This window comes from Exiguobacterium sp. s16, assembly GCF_018618115.1.
Lineage (GTDB): Bacteria > Bacillota > Bacilli > Exiguobacteriales > Exiguobacteriaceae > Exiguobacterium > Exiguobacterium mexicanum_A.
On the sequence record NZ_JACSLM010000001.1, the window covers coordinates 591,889 to 610,054 of the forward strand.

20 protein-coding genes are annotated in these 18,166 nt (G+C 51.7%); 18 read left to right on the forward strand and 2 right to left on the reverse strand.

Annotation, left to right across the window (positions count from 1 at the left end; genetic code table 11):
• The first annotated feature begins 33 nt into the window (after positions 1–33).
• From KNP86_RS03070 to KNP86_RS03095, 6 genes are read left to right on the forward strand one after another with little or no spacing between them, the layout of a single operon-like run.
• Entirely contained in the window at positions 34–594 is a 561-nt protein-coding gene (locus KNP86_RS03070) for a hypothetical protein (protein WP_251128543.1), read from the forward strand.
• A gap of 14 nt (positions 595–608) precedes the next feature.
• Complete coding sequence (locus KNP86_RS03075) at positions 609–2,858, forward strand: DEAD/DEAH box helicase (protein ID WP_214752781.1); 2,250 nt, start codon at positions 609–611, stop codon at positions 2,856–2,858.
• A complete protein-coding gene (locus tag KNP86_RS03080; RefSeq protein ID WP_214752782.1) occupies positions 2,855–4,012 on the forward strand; it encodes a ribonuclease H-like domain-containing protein in 1,158 nt (385 codons plus the stop codon). The genes KNP86_RS03075 and KNP86_RS03080 overlap by 4 nt, the downstream gene beginning before the upstream one ends.
• The gene (locus KNP86_RS03085) at positions 4,009–4,554 is read left to right on the forward strand and encodes an SLOG family protein (RefSeq protein WP_034777364.1); all 546 of its coding nucleotides are present in this window, start codon (positions 4,009–4,011) and stop codon (positions 4,552–4,554) included. The genes KNP86_RS03080 and KNP86_RS03085 overlap by 4 nt, the downstream gene beginning before the upstream one ends.
• Before the next feature lie 5 nt (positions 4,555–4,559).
• On the forward strand, positions 4,560–4,856 hold the full coding sequence (gpsB, locus tag KNP86_RS03090) for a cell division regulator GpsB (RefSeq protein ID WP_034777365.1): 297 nt from the start codon (positions 4,560–4,562) through the stop codon (positions 4,854–4,856).
• 18 nt (positions 4,857–4,874) lie between these two features.
• On the forward strand, positions 4,875–5,450 hold the full coding sequence (locus KNP86_RS03095; protein WP_214752784.1) for an NERD domain-containing protein: 576 nt from the start codon (positions 4,875–4,877) through the stop codon (positions 5,448–5,450).
• 28 nt (positions 5,451–5,478) lie between these two features.
• On the opposite strand, the gene KNP86_RS03100 is transcribed toward KNP86_RS03095, so the two are convergent.
• On the reverse strand, positions 5,479–5,772 hold the full coding sequence (locus KNP86_RS03100; RefSeq protein ID WP_235420186.1) for a hypothetical protein: 294 nt from the start codon (positions 5,770–5,772) through the stop codon (positions 5,479–5,481).
• A gap of 95 nt (positions 5,773–5,867) precedes the next feature.
• Between KNP86_RS03100 and KNP86_RS03105 the strand changes: the two genes are divergently transcribed.
• Positions 5,868–6,116, forward strand: a complete 249-nt coding sequence (locus tag KNP86_RS03105; protein WP_034779838.1) for a hypothetical protein — start codon at positions 5,868–5,870, stop codon at positions 6,114–6,116.
• A 33-nt stretch (positions 6,117–6,149) separates the two neighbouring features.
• Here KNP86_RS03105 and KNP86_RS03110 read toward each other — a convergent pair whose 3' ends face one another.
• Positions 6,150–7,688, reverse strand: a complete 1,539-nt coding sequence (locus KNP86_RS03110; RefSeq protein WP_353048147.1) for an FAD-dependent monooxygenase — start codon at positions 7,686–7,688, stop codon at positions 6,150–6,152.
• Between the two features lie 104 nt (positions 7,689–7,792).
• Here KNP86_RS03110 and KNP86_RS03115 point away from each other — a divergent pair, with 104 nt between their 5' ends.
• The 11 genes from KNP86_RS03115 (at position 7,793) to KNP86_RS03165 (ending at position 18,151) form a co-directional block, all read left to right on the forward strand.
• The gene (locus KNP86_RS03115) at positions 7,793–8,419 is read left to right on the forward strand and encodes an NUDIX hydrolase (protein ID WP_214752788.1); all 627 of its coding nucleotides are present in this window, start codon (positions 7,793–7,795) and stop codon (positions 8,417–8,419) included.
• Positions 8,420–8,484: 65 nt separating this feature from the next.
• Complete coding sequence (locus tag KNP86_RS03120) at positions 8,485–8,661, forward strand: DUF2187 family protein (RefSeq protein ID WP_232939448.1); 177 nt, start codon at positions 8,485–8,487, stop codon at positions 8,659–8,661.
• Positions 8,662–8,678: 17 nt separating this feature from the next.
• Positions 8,679–9,869 carry a DUF2157 domain-containing protein gene (locus tag KNP86_RS03125; RefSeq protein ID WP_214752790.1) on the forward strand — a complete coding sequence of 397 codons (1,191 nt, stop codon included), beginning with the start codon at positions 8,679–8,681 and terminating at the stop codon, positions 9,867–9,869.
• The gene (locus tag KNP86_RS03130) at positions 9,866–10,330 is read left to right on the forward strand and encodes a GDYXXLXY domain-containing protein (RefSeq protein WP_034777369.1); all 465 of its coding nucleotides are present in this window, start codon (positions 9,866–9,868) and stop codon (positions 10,328–10,330) included. The genes KNP86_RS03125 and KNP86_RS03130 overlap by 4 nt, the downstream gene beginning before the upstream one ends.
• A 223-nt stretch (positions 10,331–10,553) precedes the next feature.
• The gene (locus KNP86_RS03135; RefSeq protein WP_214752792.1) at positions 10,554–11,297 is read left to right on the forward strand and encodes a 3D domain-containing protein; all 744 of its coding nucleotides are present in this window, start codon (positions 10,554–10,556) and stop codon (positions 11,295–11,297) included.
• Positions 11,298–11,455: 158 nt separating this feature from the next.
• Entirely contained in the window at positions 11,456–12,190 is a 735-nt protein-coding gene (locus KNP86_RS03140) for an ABC transporter ATP-binding protein (RefSeq protein ID WP_214752794.1), read from the forward strand.
• Positions 12,183–13,688, forward strand: coding sequence for an ABC transporter permease/substrate-binding protein (locus tag KNP86_RS03145; RefSeq protein ID WP_034777372.1), 1,506 nt, complete (start codon positions 12,183–12,185; stop codon positions 13,686–13,688). The genes KNP86_RS03140 and KNP86_RS03145 overlap by 8 nt, the downstream gene beginning before the upstream one ends.
• Positions 13,685–14,563 (forward strand): diacylglycerol/lipid kinase family protein, encoded by an 879-nt coding sequence (locus KNP86_RS03150; protein WP_034777373.1) that lies wholly within the window; start codon positions 13,685–13,687, stop codon positions 14,561–14,563. The genes KNP86_RS03145 and KNP86_RS03150 overlap by 4 nt, the downstream gene beginning before the upstream one ends.
• Before the next feature lie 121 nt (positions 14,564–14,684).
• Positions 14,685–16,037 (forward strand): sodium-dependent transporter, encoded by a 1,353-nt coding sequence (locus KNP86_RS03155; protein ID WP_034777374.1) that lies wholly within the window; start codon positions 14,685–14,687, stop codon positions 16,035–16,037.
• A gap of 184 nt (positions 16,038–16,221) precedes the next feature.
• Entirely contained in the window at positions 16,222–16,938 is a 717-nt protein-coding gene (locus tag KNP86_RS03160; RefSeq protein ID WP_034777375.1) for a 5-bromo-4-chloroindolyl phosphate hydrolysis family protein, read from the forward strand.
• Positions 16,922–18,151, forward strand: a complete 1,230-nt coding sequence (locus KNP86_RS03165) for a toxic anion resistance protein (protein ID WP_034777376.1) — start codon at positions 16,922–16,924, stop codon at positions 18,149–18,151. Before KNP86_RS03160 ends, KNP86_RS03165 begins: the two co-directional genes overlap by 17 nt.
• Positions 18,152–18,166: the final 15 nt, after the last annotated feature.

Here is an 18,166-nt window from a genome sequence, read left to right on the forward strand (position 1 = left end):
ATAATGAAAAGAAAGCGAATAGGATGGTGACACATGGTACAACTCTCATTGAAACGTAAGATGAAAGTATTGTTTGTGATCGACCGACTGCAAGAGGATGATTTAGGCATCCCGTTACATGGCGTCAATGGCTTGAAGATGGGCCGATTGCTCCTCGAGGAATCGATTCCGTTCGGACGCTTGATTGATGATCAAGCCGTGGCCGAGGCCAGTGGCCATCCCTATTTGAAACGGATCGGCGTTGAGACGATGTTTCTCGGCGACGAGTCATACTACCCTGAACTTCTGCGGGGCAAGCGCCAAGCGCTCGCGACGCATGAAGATTATCATAAAGCGGTGCAGCGTTACACGAAGCATTTACAAGCGGTCCACTCGAAGTGCACGAAGCTACATACCATCGTCTTGTTCGGACGGTCGACGCAACGGTTGTTTGACGATGCGATCACGCGTCTCGAAGAAGAGAATGAGCATGTCGCCGATTCGTTCAAAGCGATGGACGTGCTCCGTTTGCCGGCCGTCCACCGGCTCGTACGCGACGAACGGATCAGCCAAGTCAAGGCTGTCGTGGAACGTCTTGCACCTTCGAAATCGTAAAGAAGGTGAACTCTATGCGGAAAAAACGTTCCGTGGAAGAAATGATTCAGACGCTCAAGACCGACCCGGGTTTCTCGGGCAACGTGACGCATTGGCACACGGTCGAGGCGAAGCCGGCCCGGTATGCGCCGATTCCAGCGAGCGTCCCGCCAGATCTCGTCCGGGTGCTCCATGGCCGCGGAATCGAACAACTGTACACCCATCAGGCCGAAGCAATCGAGCAGACGTCTCGAGGCAACTCGACGGTCATCGTCACCCCGACCGCTTCCGGGAAGACGCTCTGTTACAATCTGCCGGTTTTATCGAAAATGATTGAACAACCGAATGCCCGGGCGCTCTACCTGTACCCGACGAAAGCGCTCGCCCAAGACCAAAACAGTGATTTGATGGAGATGGTCGAGGCGCTCGAAGGTGACCTCCGCTGTTTCACTTACGATGGGGACACGGCGCCAGCGGCTCGTACGAAAGTACGGGACGCCGGCAATATCGTCATCACGAATCCCGATATGCTTCACTCTGGAATCTTGCCGCATCATACGAAATGGATTCGCTTGTTCGAGAACTTGGAATATATCGTCGTCGACGAGTTGCACACGTACCGAGGGGTATTCGGTAGCCACGTCGCCAACGTGTTTCGTCGTTTGAAACGGATCTGTGCCTATTATGGGAGCCATCCGAAATGGATCATGACGTCAGCGACGATCGCCAACCCGGTCGAGCTGGCTGAACTGTTGACCGAAGAGGACGTCGTGCTTGTCGACAACAACGGGGCGCCCCAAGGGAAGAAACATTTAATTTTCTACAATCCGCCTGTCGTCAATGAGGCGCTCGGGATTCGTCGGAGCGCGACGCTCGAGACGAAGCGGATCGCCTCAAAGCTCGTCGAGGCTGACATTCAGACGATCGTCTTCGCCCGCTCACGCGTACGGGTCGAGGTATTGTTGACGTATTTACAAGAACTGACACGGCGCGAGCTCGGACCAAAATCGATCGTTGGCTATCGGGGCGGCTACTTACCGTCGGAGCGTCGTGAAATCGAGCGTCGGCTCCGTAACGGTGAGATTAAAGCTGTCGTCTCGACGAATGCGCTTGAACTCGGCGTCGATATCGGCCAGTTGCAGGCGTGTGTCTTGAACGGCTATCCGGGCACGGTCGCCTCGATGTGGCAACAAGCGGGCCGGGCCGGACGCCGTCATTCCGAGGCGCTCGTCATTTTTGTCGCCTCGTCGTCTTCGCTCGATCAACTCGTCGTCGAACAGCCCGATTTGATTTTAGACCGGTCTCCGGAAGCGGCTCGTCTCGACCCGAACAATTTAATCATTCTCGTTGACCATATGAAATGTGCCGCCTTCGAACTGCCTTTCTCAAAAGGGGAACGATTCGGCACGGTCGAGACGGAAGAAATTCTCGATTTCTTGACGGACGCCCACATCTTGCATGAACGGGCCAATAAATATTATTGGATGACGGACGCATTCCCGGCTCATGACATCTCGCTGCGGACGAGTGACCAAGAGAATGTCGTCATCGTCGACCAGACCGCGAAAAACCAGGTCATCGGTGAGATGGATACGTTCAGCGCGATGACGTTACTGCATGACGAGGCCATCTATTTACATGGGGCCGAGCAATATCAAGTCGAACGACTCGACTTTGAAGAGAAGAAAGCTTACGTCCGACGTGTCGACGTCGACTACTATACGGACGCCAATTTGGCGGTCGAACTGAAAGTGTTGGAAGAGAACAAGACGACCGGCGTGAAGACGTTTGGAGAAGTATCGGTCATCGCGATGGCGACACTATTCAAGAAAATCAAGTTCGGGACGCACGAGAATATCGGTTCCGGGCCGATTCATTTGCCGGAACGAGAACTGCACACGACGGCGACGTGGTTCACGCTCGACGAACGGTTCACCTACTCGGAGGCCGACATGGAAGACCAGCTCGAAGCGGTCAGTGATCTCTTGCGGCGGCTCGCCCCGCTCTATTTGATGTGTGACACGCTCGACTTGTTCACGACGATTCAAATGAAAGCGACCCATACGAACAAACCGACCGTCTATTTATACGACCGCTACCCAGGCGGCATCGGGCTGAGCGAGGCGCTCTATCGCGACGCCGATGAGGTCTTGGATGCAGCCATCCGTACGGTCGAGGACTGTCCGTGTGAGAGCGGCTGTCCGCGGTGCGTCGGCATGATTGGGTACGGTGATTTCAAACAGCAGGTCGTCCAGCAGTTGCATGCATTGAAAGGATCGATATGAAAGCAAAACTATCACGACTCATCAAAACGAATGAACTGAAACAAACGGCCGTGACGCCGGACGACGTCGAACAAGCAAAATGGCGGGCCCGGGGTGGAGAAATCCTGACGTTCGAACAAGAGTGGTGTGTCCGCTTGAAGCAGATTTATCCGCTCGACGAGACGTACCACGACTTTACGTTCGGTTCCGCCAAAGCTTCGCTCGCGACATCGACCCATCCCTTTTTCCAAGTCGATGTCCCGTCCGAGCAGGTGTTGTTCATGGATACCGAGACGACTGGGCTCCGCGGATCGGGGACCTCAATCTTTTTGATCGGATTCGCACGTTTCCAAGACGACCATCTCGAGATGATCCAATACGTGTTGCCTCATCCCGCGTTCGAGACGGCGTTTTATTATCACTTCTTGAACGACATCGGCGACGAGGTCCGTTTCGTGACGTATAACGGAAAATCGTTCGACTGGCCCCAAATCAAGACACGGCACACGTTCGTCCGCTCGAAAGTCAAAGCGTTACCGGCCGTCGGCCATGTTGATTTGTTGCATGCCTCACGGCGATTGTTGAAACCGACGCTCGAATCGGTATCGCTCAAAGCGGTCGAGGCCCATTTCGGCCACGCCCGGACGGACGACTTGCCCGGCTTTTTGGCCCCGATGCACTATTTCCAATATGTGAAGGACCGGGAACCAGATATTTTACAGCCGGTCATCGAACACCATCATGCCGACTGTCTAAGCCTCGTCTCGCTCTACAAACGGCTCTGTCATCTCGTCGAAGCCGACGAGACGCCATTTGGTGAAGAACGGGCGCACTGGTTGAACGACCTCGGCAACGCCGAGGCGGCGCTTCAAGAGTACGAGCGGCTCGAACAGCCAACGAAGCGGGCTTTGATGCGTCAAGCGCTCCTGTTGAAGCGAACAGGCCAATTAGAACAGGCAATCCCGCTGTTCGAACAAGTCGGTACGGTCGAGGCGCTCGTCGAATTGGCGAAATACGCCGAACATCGCGAAAAAGACATCAATCGGGCCATCATCTATACCGAACAGGCCATCGCTTTGGCGGAACGGAAAGAGACGGTGCTTCGACAGACCGCTTTGACCGAGATGCGGGCGCTTCGGCACCGGATGAACCGGCTAGAAAGGAAGCAGTCATGAAAGTTGTCGCCATCACAGGATACCGGCCGCATGAACTCGGCATCTTCAAAGCCGACCATCCCGGTATCGGCATCATCAAGGAAGCGTATGAGCGAAAAATTGTCGAAGCCATCGAGCTCGGAGCCGAATGGTTCATTTTTAGTGGCACGAACGGTTGTGAATTATGGGCTGGAGAAGTATTGTTAGAGTTAAGAGAAACTTATCCAATCAAAATCGCCGTATTTCCACCTTTTTTACAGATGGAAGAGAAGTATAAGCCGTACGAGCAAGAATTGTTCATTCGTTTGCAGCTCGAGGCCGACTTTTTTGAAGCGCTGACCCAGCGTCCTTACGAGGACCCGAGCCAGTTGCGGGCAAAAACCGCCTTCTTTTTAGACAAAGCAGCAGGATTAATCACACTGTATGACGAAGAGACGGGAGGAAGCCCACGCTTTCTCGTCGAAGGGGCTAAACGAAAACACCAGATGGAGTTATTCTTGATCACACAGGAAGAATTACGCGTGATCGAAGAAGAAAAACAATGGGAACAACATTGGGAGTGAAAATGATGCAAACTGAATTAACAGCCGAAGCCATTTATAAACAAGAATTCAAGACCGCCCTTCGTGGGTACTCACAAGAAGAAGTCGACCAGTTTTTGGACGTCGTCATCCGCGATTATGAGAAGATGACGAAAGAAATCGAACGGTTGCGCCAAGAGAACGAGTCGCTCCGCCGCGGTTCGAACGAACAAGCAGAACCGGTCAAACCGGCCCAGCCTGTCGCGTCGAACTATGACATGTTGCGTCGCATCTCGAATTTAGAAAAGGCCGTCTTCGGAAAACAGGTCGGCCCGAGCGAATAAAGTGAGGAGGTGGAGAAGATGTTACAAGTATTGACGGCCGTCAAAAAAGAACCTGAGAAACGACAGACGAAAGGCTTGTTCCGCACGAAAGAAGAAGTCATCGCACCGCCGAAGTCGTACACGGACGAGATCGTCGAGATTATCCGTCACACATGCCGGTTTGATTGGATGATGATCGAACAAGTCGAGCTTGGTGAGGATGTGCTCGATTATGTATTGGTCGGCCCGAAAGGCGTCTTTTTAGTCCGCATCAATCGGACGACGTCGGCCGTCCATATGACGAACCGTGACTGTCGTCTCGAGACGTCGCTCGGTTGGAAAAACATCTATCCGCATCCGATGGAAGAGTTTGAGCGGATGACGAAGCACGTCAGGAGCGTCCTGAAGAGGCAATGCGGACAAGCAGTCCCTGTCACGGCGTTCTTAATTTTCCCTGAGACATCCCGTCTCAAGGTCGAACGCATCAAAGCCAACTGTGCTGATACGTTCGATGTGATCGATGACGTCATCGCGAAAACGAAGCTCGAGCTGTTATCGGAGGCGACAATCAAACACATCGCCTACTATTGCTCGGAGCGTCAAGTACATAAATGAAAATGGCGCTGAAGCTTCAGCGCCATTTTCATTTCAATAATTGTCGGGCTTGTTCTGCATCTTTACGATGGACGAACAAAGCGACCCGGTCGTCCAAGTTTTTTGCGAGCGGGCGGAACAGGCGCCCGGTCGGCAAGCCGTGTTCGACGCGACACGTGATGCCTTGTTCCGTCAAATACGTATAGTCGTCGAGCAGCGCCTCGCCTTGCTTGCCAAACGCCTCGCCGAAACGGACCCACTGTAAGTTGCGGACAGCGCGGATCGAGACGAGCACGACGAATGTGATGCCTAAGACGATAATCAATAGCGTTTCCAAATCCAAAGCGTTCAACCCCTTCTTTACATAATTTTAAGGGTGCAACCGCTTGAAAGCAACAACGATAGACCGGTATACTCAAAAGAAAGTGAGGGATGACGATGAAAACAACGATTCAATCGCGTCGCGAAGCCGTGACGCTGCTAGAAGACAAGCACGTGCTCTACATCCGCATCCATAACGGGCAGACCGGGATGATCAAACAAACCGAAGACGGAATCGTCGTCGCGATTCCGAATGAAGAGACGGACAAAGTCGATTTCCGCAAGTTAGAGGACATCGAAGCGTTTGAGGCGTTCTACGATTTGACGCTCTCGAAGCCAGGGACGCTTTATTATAACCAAGCGTAAACAAAGCTCCACTCATCTCGAGTGGAGCTTTTGTCATGGTGTCGGCAGCCAAGTGGACATCGTCTCTTGCAACGGTTCAGGGCGCAGGTGCCGCTGTTTATGAAGCAAATAGCCGTCTGGTCGGATGACGAGCACGCCGCGCTTCATGAACAATGATTTCGCGAGCTCGTTGCCTTGGTCGAAGAAGGGACGACTCGTCTTCGAGAGCGTGATGATTTGGAAGAACGATTGATGATCGTTCAAATAATCATAGAGTGCGGTCGCATCACGTTTATCATCGTCGAGGATGAGCACTTGGAACCGGCCGTCCGCAATCTCCGAGATTTTGGTGCGCAACCCGTCATCGGTCCGGATGATCTCGATCTCCGGGAAGATTTTGCCCTTGGTGACACGCAAAAACGGAATTCGGGAATGCCCGGGATAAGACAAGTGCAGTTGGGCGATTCGTTCCGTTATTTTTTGGTTGACCAAGTTGACGCGCGTAAAGACGTCGGCGCCGAGCGCTTGGAACGGCAAGAGGACAGGCAACGTCGTCTGTAACACCTCAGTCGCCACGTTCGTCGTCTGAAGTACGTTACGAGCCACGTGTTCACGTTCGTCGCGATACGAGGCGACGACGCGGAACGGGGCACCAGCCTTCAAATGAAGCCACAACTTCCACCCGAGGTTGAACGAGTCGGCGATGCCGGTATTCATCCCTTGTCCGCCTACGGGTGAGTTGATATGGGCGGCGTCTCCCATTAAAATGACTCGATTGTGGATGAACGAGTCGACCATACGGTTGTGGACCCGGAAGAGCGAGAACCACTCAACTTCGTCGATCTCGACATCCATATGGCTTCGCTGTTCAATCAACTTGCGCAGTTCCGACTCATTGAACGACTCGTCGCTCGCGAGGTTCCCTGTGATGCGAATCGTGTCATCCGTGAGCGGGAAAACTTCTAAGACGCCCCGGTCGGAAAAGAAAATATGCACTTCTTCGCGCGAGATGTTCCATTTGGCTTTCATATCGGCGAGCACCCACGACTCTTTGAACGATTTTCCGCTAAACGGAAGGGCGAGCATCCGGCGAATCGAACTGTTCGCCCCATCGGCCGCGACGACGTATTTGGCTTCGATCGTCCGGTTTGATGCATCTGACTCAAGGTGGGCGAGCACTCGAGACGGGTAATGTGTCAACGAGACGAGCGATTCACCGCGCTGGACGGAATGACCGTGTCCGTTTAACGCATCCTCTAAAATCGCCTCGGTCTCGTTTTGGCGTAGCAGCGTCACGAACGGGTACGGCGTGACGAGGCGAGAAAATTCAAGTTTGGCCGTCCATTGACCCGAGAAGTATAGATTGCCTTTCTCGATGGTCCGTGCCCGGCCGAGTACTTCCTTGGCGACATCGAGACGAGAGAACACTTCGATCGTTCGCGGTTGAATCCCGATGGCCCGGGAATTGTTCGACGGGGTCGTCTTACGATCAATTATTTCAAATGAGATCCCATATCTGGCTAACGTCAATCCGAGCGTGAGTCCGGTCGGGCCCGCTCCGACGATCAATACATCAACTTTTTTATCCACCACATCCACCAACTCCTATCGTTAATAATGATATTTCCGACATTTGATGCGTTTAAACGAGGAGACAACGGTGGAAGTGTAGAAACAAAGAGAACGAGGTGGAGAGAATGGACAAATCGTGGATCACGGAACAACAACTACGTGACAGTTTCTCGATGGAAGAAAACTATGAACAGACGGCAGCCGTTTTGATCCCGTTGACCGAGGTCGACGGGACGTGGCACGTCGTCTTTGAAGTACGCGCCCATACAATGCGGCGTCAACCCGGAGAAATCTCATTTCCGGGCGGCCGTCTCGATCCCGGTGAGACACCGGTCGAGGCCGCTGTTCGAGAGACGAGTGAGGAGTTATTACTCGCCTTATCCGATATCGAGGTCATCGGTCGCCTGCAGCCACTCGCGACGCCGCACCGGCAACTGATCTATCCGTTCGTCGGGGTAATTCCACTGCTACCGGACGTGCACCATACGGATGAGGTCGACCATTTATTTTCAATCCCGGTCGAGACGTTGCTTTTGCTAGACCCGTTCCATGGGGAGATGGAATGGACGATGAACCCGGATCAAAATATCCCATTTGAACGGATGGCGAATGCTAAAGCGTACGAAAAACGGGTAATTAAAATGAAAGAACCTTTTTATGAACATGAAGACTACATTATTTGGGGATTGACTGGAAAAATTTTGACACAATTTATTAAACGGCTTAAAGAAAACGTATTCAAACCGATATAATTTCGTTATAATGATAGAAACAAATTTAAGATTGGAAGTGAATGGGTGTGTCTGTAGAATTCGTTGTGGGTGATATCGTCAAGTCAACTCGTGAAGGTTGGGTCGCAGAAGTGACTGCCGTATTGACCAATACGGTCATCGGGGACGTTTCCATCATGGAAGAATTTCAACAGCTTGGTCTCGAATTTGAGAAGCAAGTTTTACTGAAAAAAGATTTGGAATTGATCGAACGCGCCAGCTGACCTTTTAATCGAAAGGGATGATTCAGGTGTCCATTGACAAAAAAGTTCGTGAATGGGAAGAGGCCGGTTTACTTGATGAAGTGACCGGTCAGCGCTTGGTCGAATATGAACATAAGAAATTGGCGGTCGGTGACAAACGTGAGCACAAACCGCCTATTCTTGTGATCATCGGTTCTATTTTGCTCGCACTCAGTCTATTCAGCTTTGTCGCGGCCAATTGGCAAGCGATTCCTGACCTTGTGAAAGTCGCTATTTTCCTCGGGTTTATGGTCGGGATGTATGTGACCGCCGAACGCCTGCAAGTGAAGGCGTCACGCTATGTCACGCTGTTCCGGCTTTTAGGCGTCGCTTTCTTCGTCGCCACGATGATCGTCATCTTCTCCACTTATAATCTGTCCTCGCAAATCCCGCTCTTATTTTGGCTCTTCCTTGCCGTCGCTGTCCTGCATAAATTGATCTATAAGCATCCCATCTACACGTTCCTGGCCGCGCTCGCTGCCTTTTTGGCGGTCACGAACAGTTTTCAAGGCATCGGCATCACGTTGATCGCGTTCGGGTTCCTCGTGACCTGGGTCTGGTTCCATTACGGAGACAACGAGCTCGATCGTATCTTCGCCTGGTTCGGCTTTTATGGCCTCCTCATCACAATCGGTCAATATGCCGGCTACGAAGGACGCTTTTGGCCGCTATGGGCCCTTGCTGCCTTACATGTCCTATTCCTTATCTATCGTGAGCGGGCCCAGTGGAATTATTTGTACCTCTTCGTCGCGGCCGTCCTATCGATCGGTTATTTAATCAATGCGACGGAAGGCTGGTTGTCGCAACGAACGCCCTCGGTCATCGAGGCGACGATCCTTTCGGTCGTCCTCGTCGCCGTCTATTTACTTCACCGACGCCAGGACTTGATGTGGGTCAGTTTACTCGCTGTCATCCCGTTCTCATTATTCGAAGACTCCGGCATCTTGCTAGCGGTGCTACTTGAAGTGGTCGCACTCGCCTATCTCGTCTATCAAGACCACAATCGCAAACCGATCGTGCTTGCTTTCATTTATTTCTTGCTCGTCCAAATGACGATTTACTTCATTTACGTTTGGGATCGACTCGACATTTCGCTGTTCTTCCTCATCGGAGCATTGATCGTCTTCGCATTGTCGCTCGCTTTGTGGTGGCGCAGCCGTAGCCGTACGAGAGGGGATGCTCAGACATGAAACGATTGACGCCTTGGCTAGTGCCGGTTTTGCAAGTAGTGATCGCTGTCGGTTTTATTCTGCTCGTCTATGCGGTCTCCTGGTTCGGAGAGACGTATACGTTCAAAGCGACCTCCTATGAGCCGTACGATCCGTTCTTTGGAGACTTTGTCTATTTGGAATACGATTCGTTCGACGGCAGACAAGATGTCGAATCAGGGACGGTATACGTGTCGTTCAAAACGGGGGACGACGGTTACGCGACCATTGATCGGGTCAGTTCACGGCCGTTCTTCGGTGGCACTCGTGCCAATTACTATGACCGGCAAGTGTATATCGATGACATGAGTTCGTATCGGGTCGCCGAAGAAGAAACGTCGGCGATCGAAGGTGCGAAAACGTTCGAAGTGGATGTCGACGTGGCACCTTGGGGCATGGTTCGCCCCCATGATTTACGCTCGATTGAAGCTGAAACAGAATGACAATCAGATTACAGGTTTGTTACATGTTATGTTGTAACGAATCTGTAATTTTTTACGAAAACGGTTGGTAACACTAGGTTTATTGTAAATGTTACAGATTGTAACCAGTTCTTTCTCGATGTGTCAGAAATATTTCACTTCGTCAAAATCCCTTCTCGTGATTGAAACGACATGGTAAATTTACTCCTGTTCGTTAGATGACGAGAAAGGTGCTGACCTATTAATGCATTCCTTAAAATATATAATCGCGATTTTATTTGCCGCTGTTGGAACATTCGTGTTTGCTGCGAATGCCGATGCCGCCCAAATTGGAATCGGGACTGAACAGAAAATTGTCCAAAACCCACTTGAATTAGAACGTCAGGCCATTGAGTTGGAGCGCCAACAAGAAATCGAACGCAAGAAACGTCTTGCCGAAGAGAAACGGCTCGCTGAAGAAAAACGTTTAGCCGAAGAAAAGCGCTTGGCAGAAGAGAAAGCCAAACGTGAACAGGCCGAGCGTGAAGCGAAAGCGAAAGCAGAACGTTTGGAAGAAGAAAAGCGCGTCGCTGCCGAACAGGCACGACAAGAAGAAGCGAAACGCCAAGCCGCAGCAAAAACCGAGAAGAAGCAACAAGCGGCATCGAGTGCGACCGTGACACCGGTCTCGACACAAGGACGTGTCATTCAAGCCGAGTCAACGGCCTACACGAACGATGCAGCTGACAACGGTTCTTACGGGGGGCGCGTCTTGACGGCGACAGGCCATGACGTGACAGACTCGATTTATTATAACGGCATGCGTATCATCGCCGTCGACCCATCTGTCATCCCGCTCGGTACGGTCGTTCAAATCGACGGCATCGGCCAAGCGATCGCCCTTGATACAGGAGGACGCATTAAAGGGAACATCGTCGATTTACTCGTCGACACGAAGAGCGAGGCCATCAATTGGGGTCGTCGTCATATCACAATCACATTGCCATAATCTAAAGGTTCTCCTGCGGGGGAACCTTTTTTGTCTCGCCTCGTGGGTTGGCAGTCTTTCGACCGCGTCCCAGCACGTTTCATTGTTTAACAATCGTTGGAAACGGGCAAACTAATATTTGACTTTCATGAAAAGTTACGAGCCGAGGAGGGGTAGAGTTGATAGAATTCCAAAGTGTATCTAAGCGTTACGAAGACGGGACGTTAGCCGTCAAAGATTTGGATTTAACAGTACGAAGAGGCGAGATTTTTGTCTTGATCGGCCCATCAGGGTGTGGCAAGACGACAACCATGAAAATGGTGAATCGACTGATCGATCATACCGACGGGAAAATTTTGATTGATGGGAAAGAGATTTACCAATTCGATATTTATGAGTTACGCCGCAATATCGGTTATGTACTTCAACAAATTGCCTTATTCCCTCATTTAACGGTCGAAGAAAATATTTCTGTCGTTCCTGAACTATTGAAGTGGCCAAAGCAAAAGACGAAAGACCGCGTGACCGAACTCATGGAAATCGCCGGATTAGATCCCGTCTTGCGGGCTAAAAAGCCGACCGAGCTATCCGGTGGACAACAGCAACGCGTTGGGGTGCTCCGTGCGCTCGCGGCCGATCCTGACGTCATCTTGATGGATGAGCCGTTCTCGGCACTCGACCCAATCAGCCGGGGCCAACTCCAAGACGATATTAAACGCTTGAACGATGAACTTGGGAAAACGATTTTGTTCGTGACCCACGACATGCAGGAAGCGATGAAACTCGGAGACCGTATCGCGTTGATGCGTGACGGCGAGTTGGTCGTCGTCGGGACACCAGATGAAATCAGAGCGAGCACGGACCCGTTCGTCCTCGACTTTACACAACGCGGAAGAGGTGAGGTTGATGCTTGAGACATTCCAAAACCGACGAGGGGAACTCGTCGAGGCGCTCATCGAGCACTTGCAGCTCTCCGTCGTCTCCTTATTGATCGCGGTCTTGATTGCCGTCCCGCTCGGTATTTGGTTGACGCGCCGTAAAAAAGTGGCCGAGACCGCCATCGGTGTCACTGCCATCATTCAAACGATTCCTTCTTTGGCGCTCCTCGGACTGATGATTCCACTTGTTGGGATTGGCGCCTTGCCGGCGACGATCGCCCTCGTGTTGTACGCCTTACTCCCAATTTTACGAAACACGTTCACCGGACTGAACGAGGTCGACAAATCGCTCATCGAAGCGGCACGAGCTTGCGGCATGAAGCCGAACCAGAGCTTGATGAAAGTCGAGCTCCCGCTCGCCTTGCCGGTCATTATGGCCGGGATTCGAACGGCGATGGTCCTCATCGTCGGGACGGCGACGCTCGCTGCCCTCGTTGGAGCAGGTGGGCTCGGGACGTTGATTCTTCTAGGAATCAACCGGAATGACAACTACTTGATTTTACTCGGCGCCATCCCGGCCGCCATCCTCGCTCTCTTGTTCGATTTCTTGCTCCGACAAATGGAAGGCGCGACAGCTACGCGGAATAAGACAAAATTGATTGCTGTCTCTACCGTCTTGGCGTTAATCGTCGCGGCACCGCTCGCGCTCGGTCGCACGCAACAGACCGATCTCGTCGTCGCCGGAAAACTTGGACCAGAGCCTGAAATTTTAATGAACATGTATAAATTATTGATCGAGGAAGAGACTGATTTGACTGTTTCTGTCCGACCAAACTTTGGCGAGACGACATTCGTCTGGGGTGCGCTCCAATCTGGTGATGTCGATATTTACCCAGAATTCACAGGGACGGTACTCGCCAGTCTCGTGAAAGAGACACCGAACTCAAATGACGCTCGCGAAGTGTATGAACAGGCTCGTGATGCGCTGGCAGACGACGGCTATGCCTTGCTTGAGCCGATGCAGTTCAACAACACATATGCCATCGCCATCCCACGCGACTATGCCGAAGAGGAAGGCATCACATCGATTTCTGATTTACGAAACGTGCAAACGGACATTAAAGCCGGCTTCACGCTCGAGTTTACGGACCGGGAAGACGGATACCCTGGACTTCAGCAAGCCTACGGTCTCGACTTCCCGTCGGTCGTCTCGATGGAACAGAAACTCCGTTACCGCGCCATCGCTCGTGGTGACGTCAACCTTGTCGATGCATACGCGACGGACCCGGATATCGCCGAGAATGATTTGCTTGTCCTTGAAGATGATCAACAGTTCTTCCCGCCATATCAAGGGGCACCGTTGCTCAAGCAAGAGACATTAGACGAGCACCCTGAAATCGAGGACGCGCTCAATCAATTGGCCGGTAAAATTACAGATGAAGAAATGTCTGAACTCAACCGCCGCGTCGCGTATGGGAATGAGCGTGCTTATGACGTCGCACAAGACTTCTTGGAGCAGGAAGGTCTCCTATGAGAGCAATGATTATCTCGAATCCAACATCCGGTGCAAGTGAAACGATGCTCGGTGAGGTTGTCGGGACGGTCGAATCCTTGTATGACGAGATTCTGATTCGAAAGACGCTCGGACAAGGAGATGCTGCCCGTTTTGCCGAGGCGAGTGGGTCGTTCGAGCATTTAATCGTCATCGGTGGGGACGGGACCCTGCATGAGGTCGTCAACGGCCTCATGTCACTTCCGAAGGACGAGCGGCCGACGGTCGGCCTCGTCCCCGGTGGTACGTGCAACGACTTTGCCCGTGCGCTCGATTTACCAGTCGAACCGATTGAGGCGGCTCGGTTATTTAAGATGAGTCATGTCCAGCCCGTCGACGTCATGCGGGTCAATGATCGATATGGCCTCAATTTTATTGGGGTCGGCCTGATCGCCGACGCATCGAGACAAATCGATCCGCTTCAAAAAGAATCTCTTGGTTCCATCGGCTACTTTTTAGCGACAATCCGGCAGTTTCGTGAACTCGACCCGTTCGACGTCCGCATCGAACACGGTGGGGAGGTCGTCCATGATGGGCCGGTCAGTTTTTTGTACGTCGGAAACGGGGCATATCTTGGTACGGTACCGACAAAGTTACCGACCCAATCGTTCACCGACGGACTCGTCGAAGTCGTGCACAGCTCGGCCATCGGCTTTCCAATGATTCGGCAACTGCTTACGCAACAACTCGGACTCGAACAGTCGTCGCCGGAGTGGGTCCATCTACAGATGTCTCAACTGACCGTCCATTTGAGCGAATCACAGATCATCGACGTCGATGGGGAACATTTTGAGGCGGACCGATTACACATCGACGTCTTGCCAAGTGAACTGACATTCCTTGTGCCATCCCACTAAAAACCAGACAGAGAAAAGAATTCAGACTTTTCTCTGTTTTTTGTTGTTCTCATTTCTGAACCGTGTTAGTATTTCACTATTATTATGAAAATAGATATGAAAACAGGAAGTAGGGATGGTAATGGCGCAAAACTCGTTCGCCTCAAAAATTGGATTCATCTTAGCGGCCGCAGGGTCAGCGATTGGTCTCGGTGCGATCTGGAAATTTCCGTATGTCACCGGCACAAGTGGAGGCGGCGCCTTTTTGCTCATGTTTTTAGCGTTTACGCTCTTACTCGGTCTCCCGTTATTGATCGGTGAGTTCATCGTCGGACGCTCGACACAAAAAACGGCACTGCTCGCATTCAAAAAATTAGGACACGGCCGTTGGACGCTCGTCGGTTACCTTGGTGTCATCGCATGTTTCTTATTGCTCTCATTCTACAGTGTCATCGGTGGTTGGGTCTTAATCTATGTCGGTCTCGGCTTGAGCGGGACATTGAACGGCCGATCGCCTGACGAATTCGGTGCCGTCTTCGGAGATGTCGTCTCGTCACCAGGCATCGCCGTGTTCGGTCAATTCTTATTCTTATTGATCACGCTCTTAATCGTGCTAAAAGGCGTCGAAGCTGGAATCGAGCGGATGAGCAAGATCTTGATGCCGCTCTTGTTCGTCAGTTTCATCGTCCTCGTCATCCGCTCATTGACGCTCGACGGGGCGATGGAAGGGGTTCGCTTCTTCTTGCAGCCTGACTTCTCTGCCTTGACGGGGGAATCGGTCTTGTTCGCCCTCGGTCAAGCGTTCTTCTCGCTATCACTCGGGGTTGCGGCCATGTTGACGTATGCGTCCTACATTAAAACGAAAGGCACGCTCAATCGCTCGGCGAACATGATCGTTCTATTGAACATCGCCGTCTCGCTGTTGGCGGGTCTCGCGATTTTCCCGGCCGTGTTCGCATCAGGTCTCGACCCGGCTGAAGGCCCGGCGCTTCTCTTCGTCGTCTTGCCGGCCGTCTTCAATCAAGTCCCGCTCGGTGGTTTCTTCATGGTATTGTTCTTCTTGCTGTTCACGTTCGCCTCGATCACGTCATCGATTGCGATGCTTGAAGTCGTCGTCGCCGGTGTGACCGACCGACTGAACGAAAAGAAACAGACGATGTCGAAACGGAACGTCACACTCTTGTCAGCAGCGATCGTTTTTGCGGTTGGTATCCCTTCGGCCCTCTCGTTCGGAGTGATGAGCGAGATGCAGTTCTTGAACGGTCGTACGTTCTTCGATTCGATGGACTATATCGTCAGCTATGTCTTGATGCCGGTCGGTGCGCTCTTGACATCGATTTTCGTCGGGTATGTCGTTGATCAACGCATTCTTAAAGAAGAGATTCAAACATCGGGCGCTGGTGTCAAGCTGTACCCGGTCTGGCACTTCCTCATCCGGTATGTCATTCCGGTGACGGTCGCCATCGTCATGGTGACAACGTGGGTCACGGTGTAACGTGACGAACTCCTCCTGATTCATTGAATCAGGAGGTTTTTTTACATTCGAGCGACCCTGACTTTTCGTTCTTGCGACCGAGAGAGCGTGCGGCGTCATTATGCTAAGCTTATAAAGATGACGAAACTTTTTTTGAAGGGTCACGTAAGGTACAATAGAAGTATCATGAGACGAGGTGAAACGGATGAAAACATGGATGAAATGGGCCCTGACCGGGGCGATCCTATATTTTGCCATAAACGTTTTTGATTTCTCTTGGTTGTTTATCATCGTCGGGGCGCTCGTATTAAACGAAGTGTGGTCGACCAATAAACGCCGGAAGCGGGCACCGGCCCCCGTTGCCAAACGGGCCAAGAAAAAGCTGTTGCTCGATGAAGACGAACCGTTCGTCGGCTCGCGTATCTTGAAACCGCTTGAAGAAGCGGCGCCGGTACGTCAGTTCGAGGCGACCGACGATTTAGAGCTTCAATTTTTGCAGCGGACGATTGAACAAGGGTATGAGAAACTGCAACAAATCGACCGCGTCTTGCCGGAAATCAAAGACATCGAGGTGCGGCGTGAGATGAAGGCCGTCTCGAAGGAAGCGCACGAACTGTTCGCTGAACTGTTCGAGAATCCACAAGATGCGAAACATGTTCGTGATCTCTTCACGTTCTATTTGGATTCGCTTGTGTCGGTCGTGTTGAAATTTAAAGAACTAGAAGGAAAACGCGTCGTCATTCAAGAAGAGACACGTGAACAGTTGATTACCAATATGCGACTCATCGTCGACAAGTTCAAACAGCAACGCAGCCGTCTCTTAGAAGACGATGCGGTCGACTTTGAACGAGAGTTGATCATGATGGAAAAAGTATTGGCCGATCAACCAGAAGGGAGAAAAAAACATGACTTCATCGAATGAAACGAACTGGCAGTCATGGCCAGAAGAAGAGCTCACTTCACAGACGAAAACGAAGACGGAAACCGATGCGATTTCGGACCCGTCCGTGGACTGGTCATCTATGACAGAGAAACATGAGGTGCCGGCGATTCAAGTGAATCCAGATGTCCCGCAAGAACACCGGGAACGGATCACGCGCATCGCCGAGTCGATCGATATTAAAAAGACGGATTCCGTCATGTTGTTCGGATCAAACGTGCAACGCGAACTGTCGCAATTCTCGGACCAAATCTTGACCGAGGTCCGGATGAAGGATGGCGGTGACGCCGGAAAGCTATTGTCCGACTTGATGCAGAACGTACGCAAGATGGACCCGGACATGTTGCAGCCAGAGAAGAAGAGTTTTATGGACAACTTGCCGCTCATCGGACGGGCCAAGAAGAAAGCCGAGAACTACAAACTCCAGTTTGAAAAGATGAGCGTCTATTTAGAAGAAGTCATCCATAATCTAGACCGGGCCAAGTTCGGTTTGATGAAGGACATCACGATGCTCGATCAGATGTACGATAAGAACAAGCGTTATTTTGAAGAGCTTAACGTCTATATCGCCGCCGGTGAGACGAAACTTGACCACGTGCGCAGCTATGAGATCGCCCCGCTCCGTCAAGAAGTGGAGATGTCGAAAGACCAGGTCAAACTTCAACAGTTGAACGACATGATTCAACTCGCGGACCGATTCGAGAAAAAATTGCACGATTTGAAACTGAGCCGGACAATCAGTCTGCAAATGGCACCGCAAATCCGGGTCATCCAACAGAACAACCAGATTCTAGCCGAGAAAATCGAGTCGGCGGTCGTCAATACGATTCCGCTCTGGAAAAACCAAGTCGTGCTTGCGCTCAGCTTGACACGACAAAAGACGGCTCTCCGCATGCAGCAAGACGTCACGAAGACGACGAACACGTTGCTCGAGCAGAACTCGAAGATGTTGAAAGACTCATCGATCGAGATCGCCACAGAGAACGAGAAAGGCATCGTTTCGGTCGAATCGCTCAAAGTGGCGCACGAGAACTTGCTCTCGACGCTCGACGAGACGCTCCGGATTCAACAAGAAGGACGTCAGAAGCGTCGTGAGGCCGAACGTGAACTCGATCGCATGGAGCACGAGTTGAAAGAAAAAGTCATCGAGATCGCTTCAAAAAACAAAGAGTTGCCAAAAGAGACTGGATATTGAACGAGGAAAGTCTGA

Coding starts and splice junctions, on each gene's coding strand:
- KNP86_RS03070 (WP_251128543.1), top strand. CDS start 34: ATGGTACAACTCTCATTGAAACGTAAGATGAAAGTATTGTTTGTGATC.
- KNP86_RS03075 (WP_214752781.1), top strand. CDS start 609: ATGCGGAAAAAACGTTCCGTGGAAGAAATGATTCAGACGCTCAAGACC.
- KNP86_RS03080 (WP_214752782.1), top strand. CDS start 2,855: ATGAAAGCAAAACTATCACGACTCATCAAAACGAATGAACTGAAACAA.
- KNP86_RS03085 (WP_034777364.1), top strand. CDS start 4,009: ATGAAAGTTGTCGCCATCACAGGATACCGGCCGCATGAACTCGGCATC.
- gpsB (WP_034777365.1), top strand. CDS start 4,560: ATGCAAACTGAATTAACAGCCGAAGCCATTTATAAACAAGAATTCAAG.
- KNP86_RS03095 (WP_214752784.1), top strand. CDS start 4,875: ATGTTACAAGTATTGACGGCCGTCAAAAAAGAACCTGAGAAACGACAG.
- KNP86_RS03105 (WP_034779838.1), top strand. CDS start 5,868: ATGAAAACAACGATTCAATCGCGTCGCGAAGCCGTGACGCTGCTAGAA.
- KNP86_RS03115 (WP_214752788.1), top strand. CDS start 7,793: ATGGACAAATCGTGGATCACGGAACAACAACTACGTGACAGTTTCTCG.
- KNP86_RS03125 (WP_214752790.1), top strand. CDS start 8,679: ATGATTCAGGTGTCCATTGACAAAAAAGTTCGTGAATGGGAAGAGGCC.
- KNP86_RS03130 (WP_034777369.1), top strand. CDS start 9,866: ATGAAACGATTGACGCCTTGGCTAGTGCCGGTTTTGCAAGTAGTGATC.
- KNP86_RS03135 (WP_214752792.1), top strand. CDS start 10,554: ATGCATTCCTTAAAATATATAATCGCGATTTTATTTGCCGCTGTTGGA.
- KNP86_RS03145 (WP_034777372.1), top strand. CDS start 12,183: ATGCTTGAGACATTCCAAAACCGACGAGGGGAACTCGTCGAGGCGCTC.
- KNP86_RS03150 (WP_034777373.1), top strand. CDS start 13,685: ATGAGAGCAATGATTATCTCGAATCCAACATCCGGTGCAAGTGAAACG.
- KNP86_RS03155 (WP_034777374.1), top strand. CDS start 14,685: ATGGCGCAAAACTCGTTCGCCTCAAAAATTGGATTCATCTTAGCGGCC.
- KNP86_RS03160 (WP_034777375.1), top strand. CDS start 16,222: ATGAAAACATGGATGAAATGGGCCCTGACCGGGGCGATCCTATATTTT.
- KNP86_RS03165 (WP_034777376.1), top strand. CDS start 16,922: ATGACTTCATCGAATGAAACGAACTGGCAGTCATGGCCAGAAGAAGAG.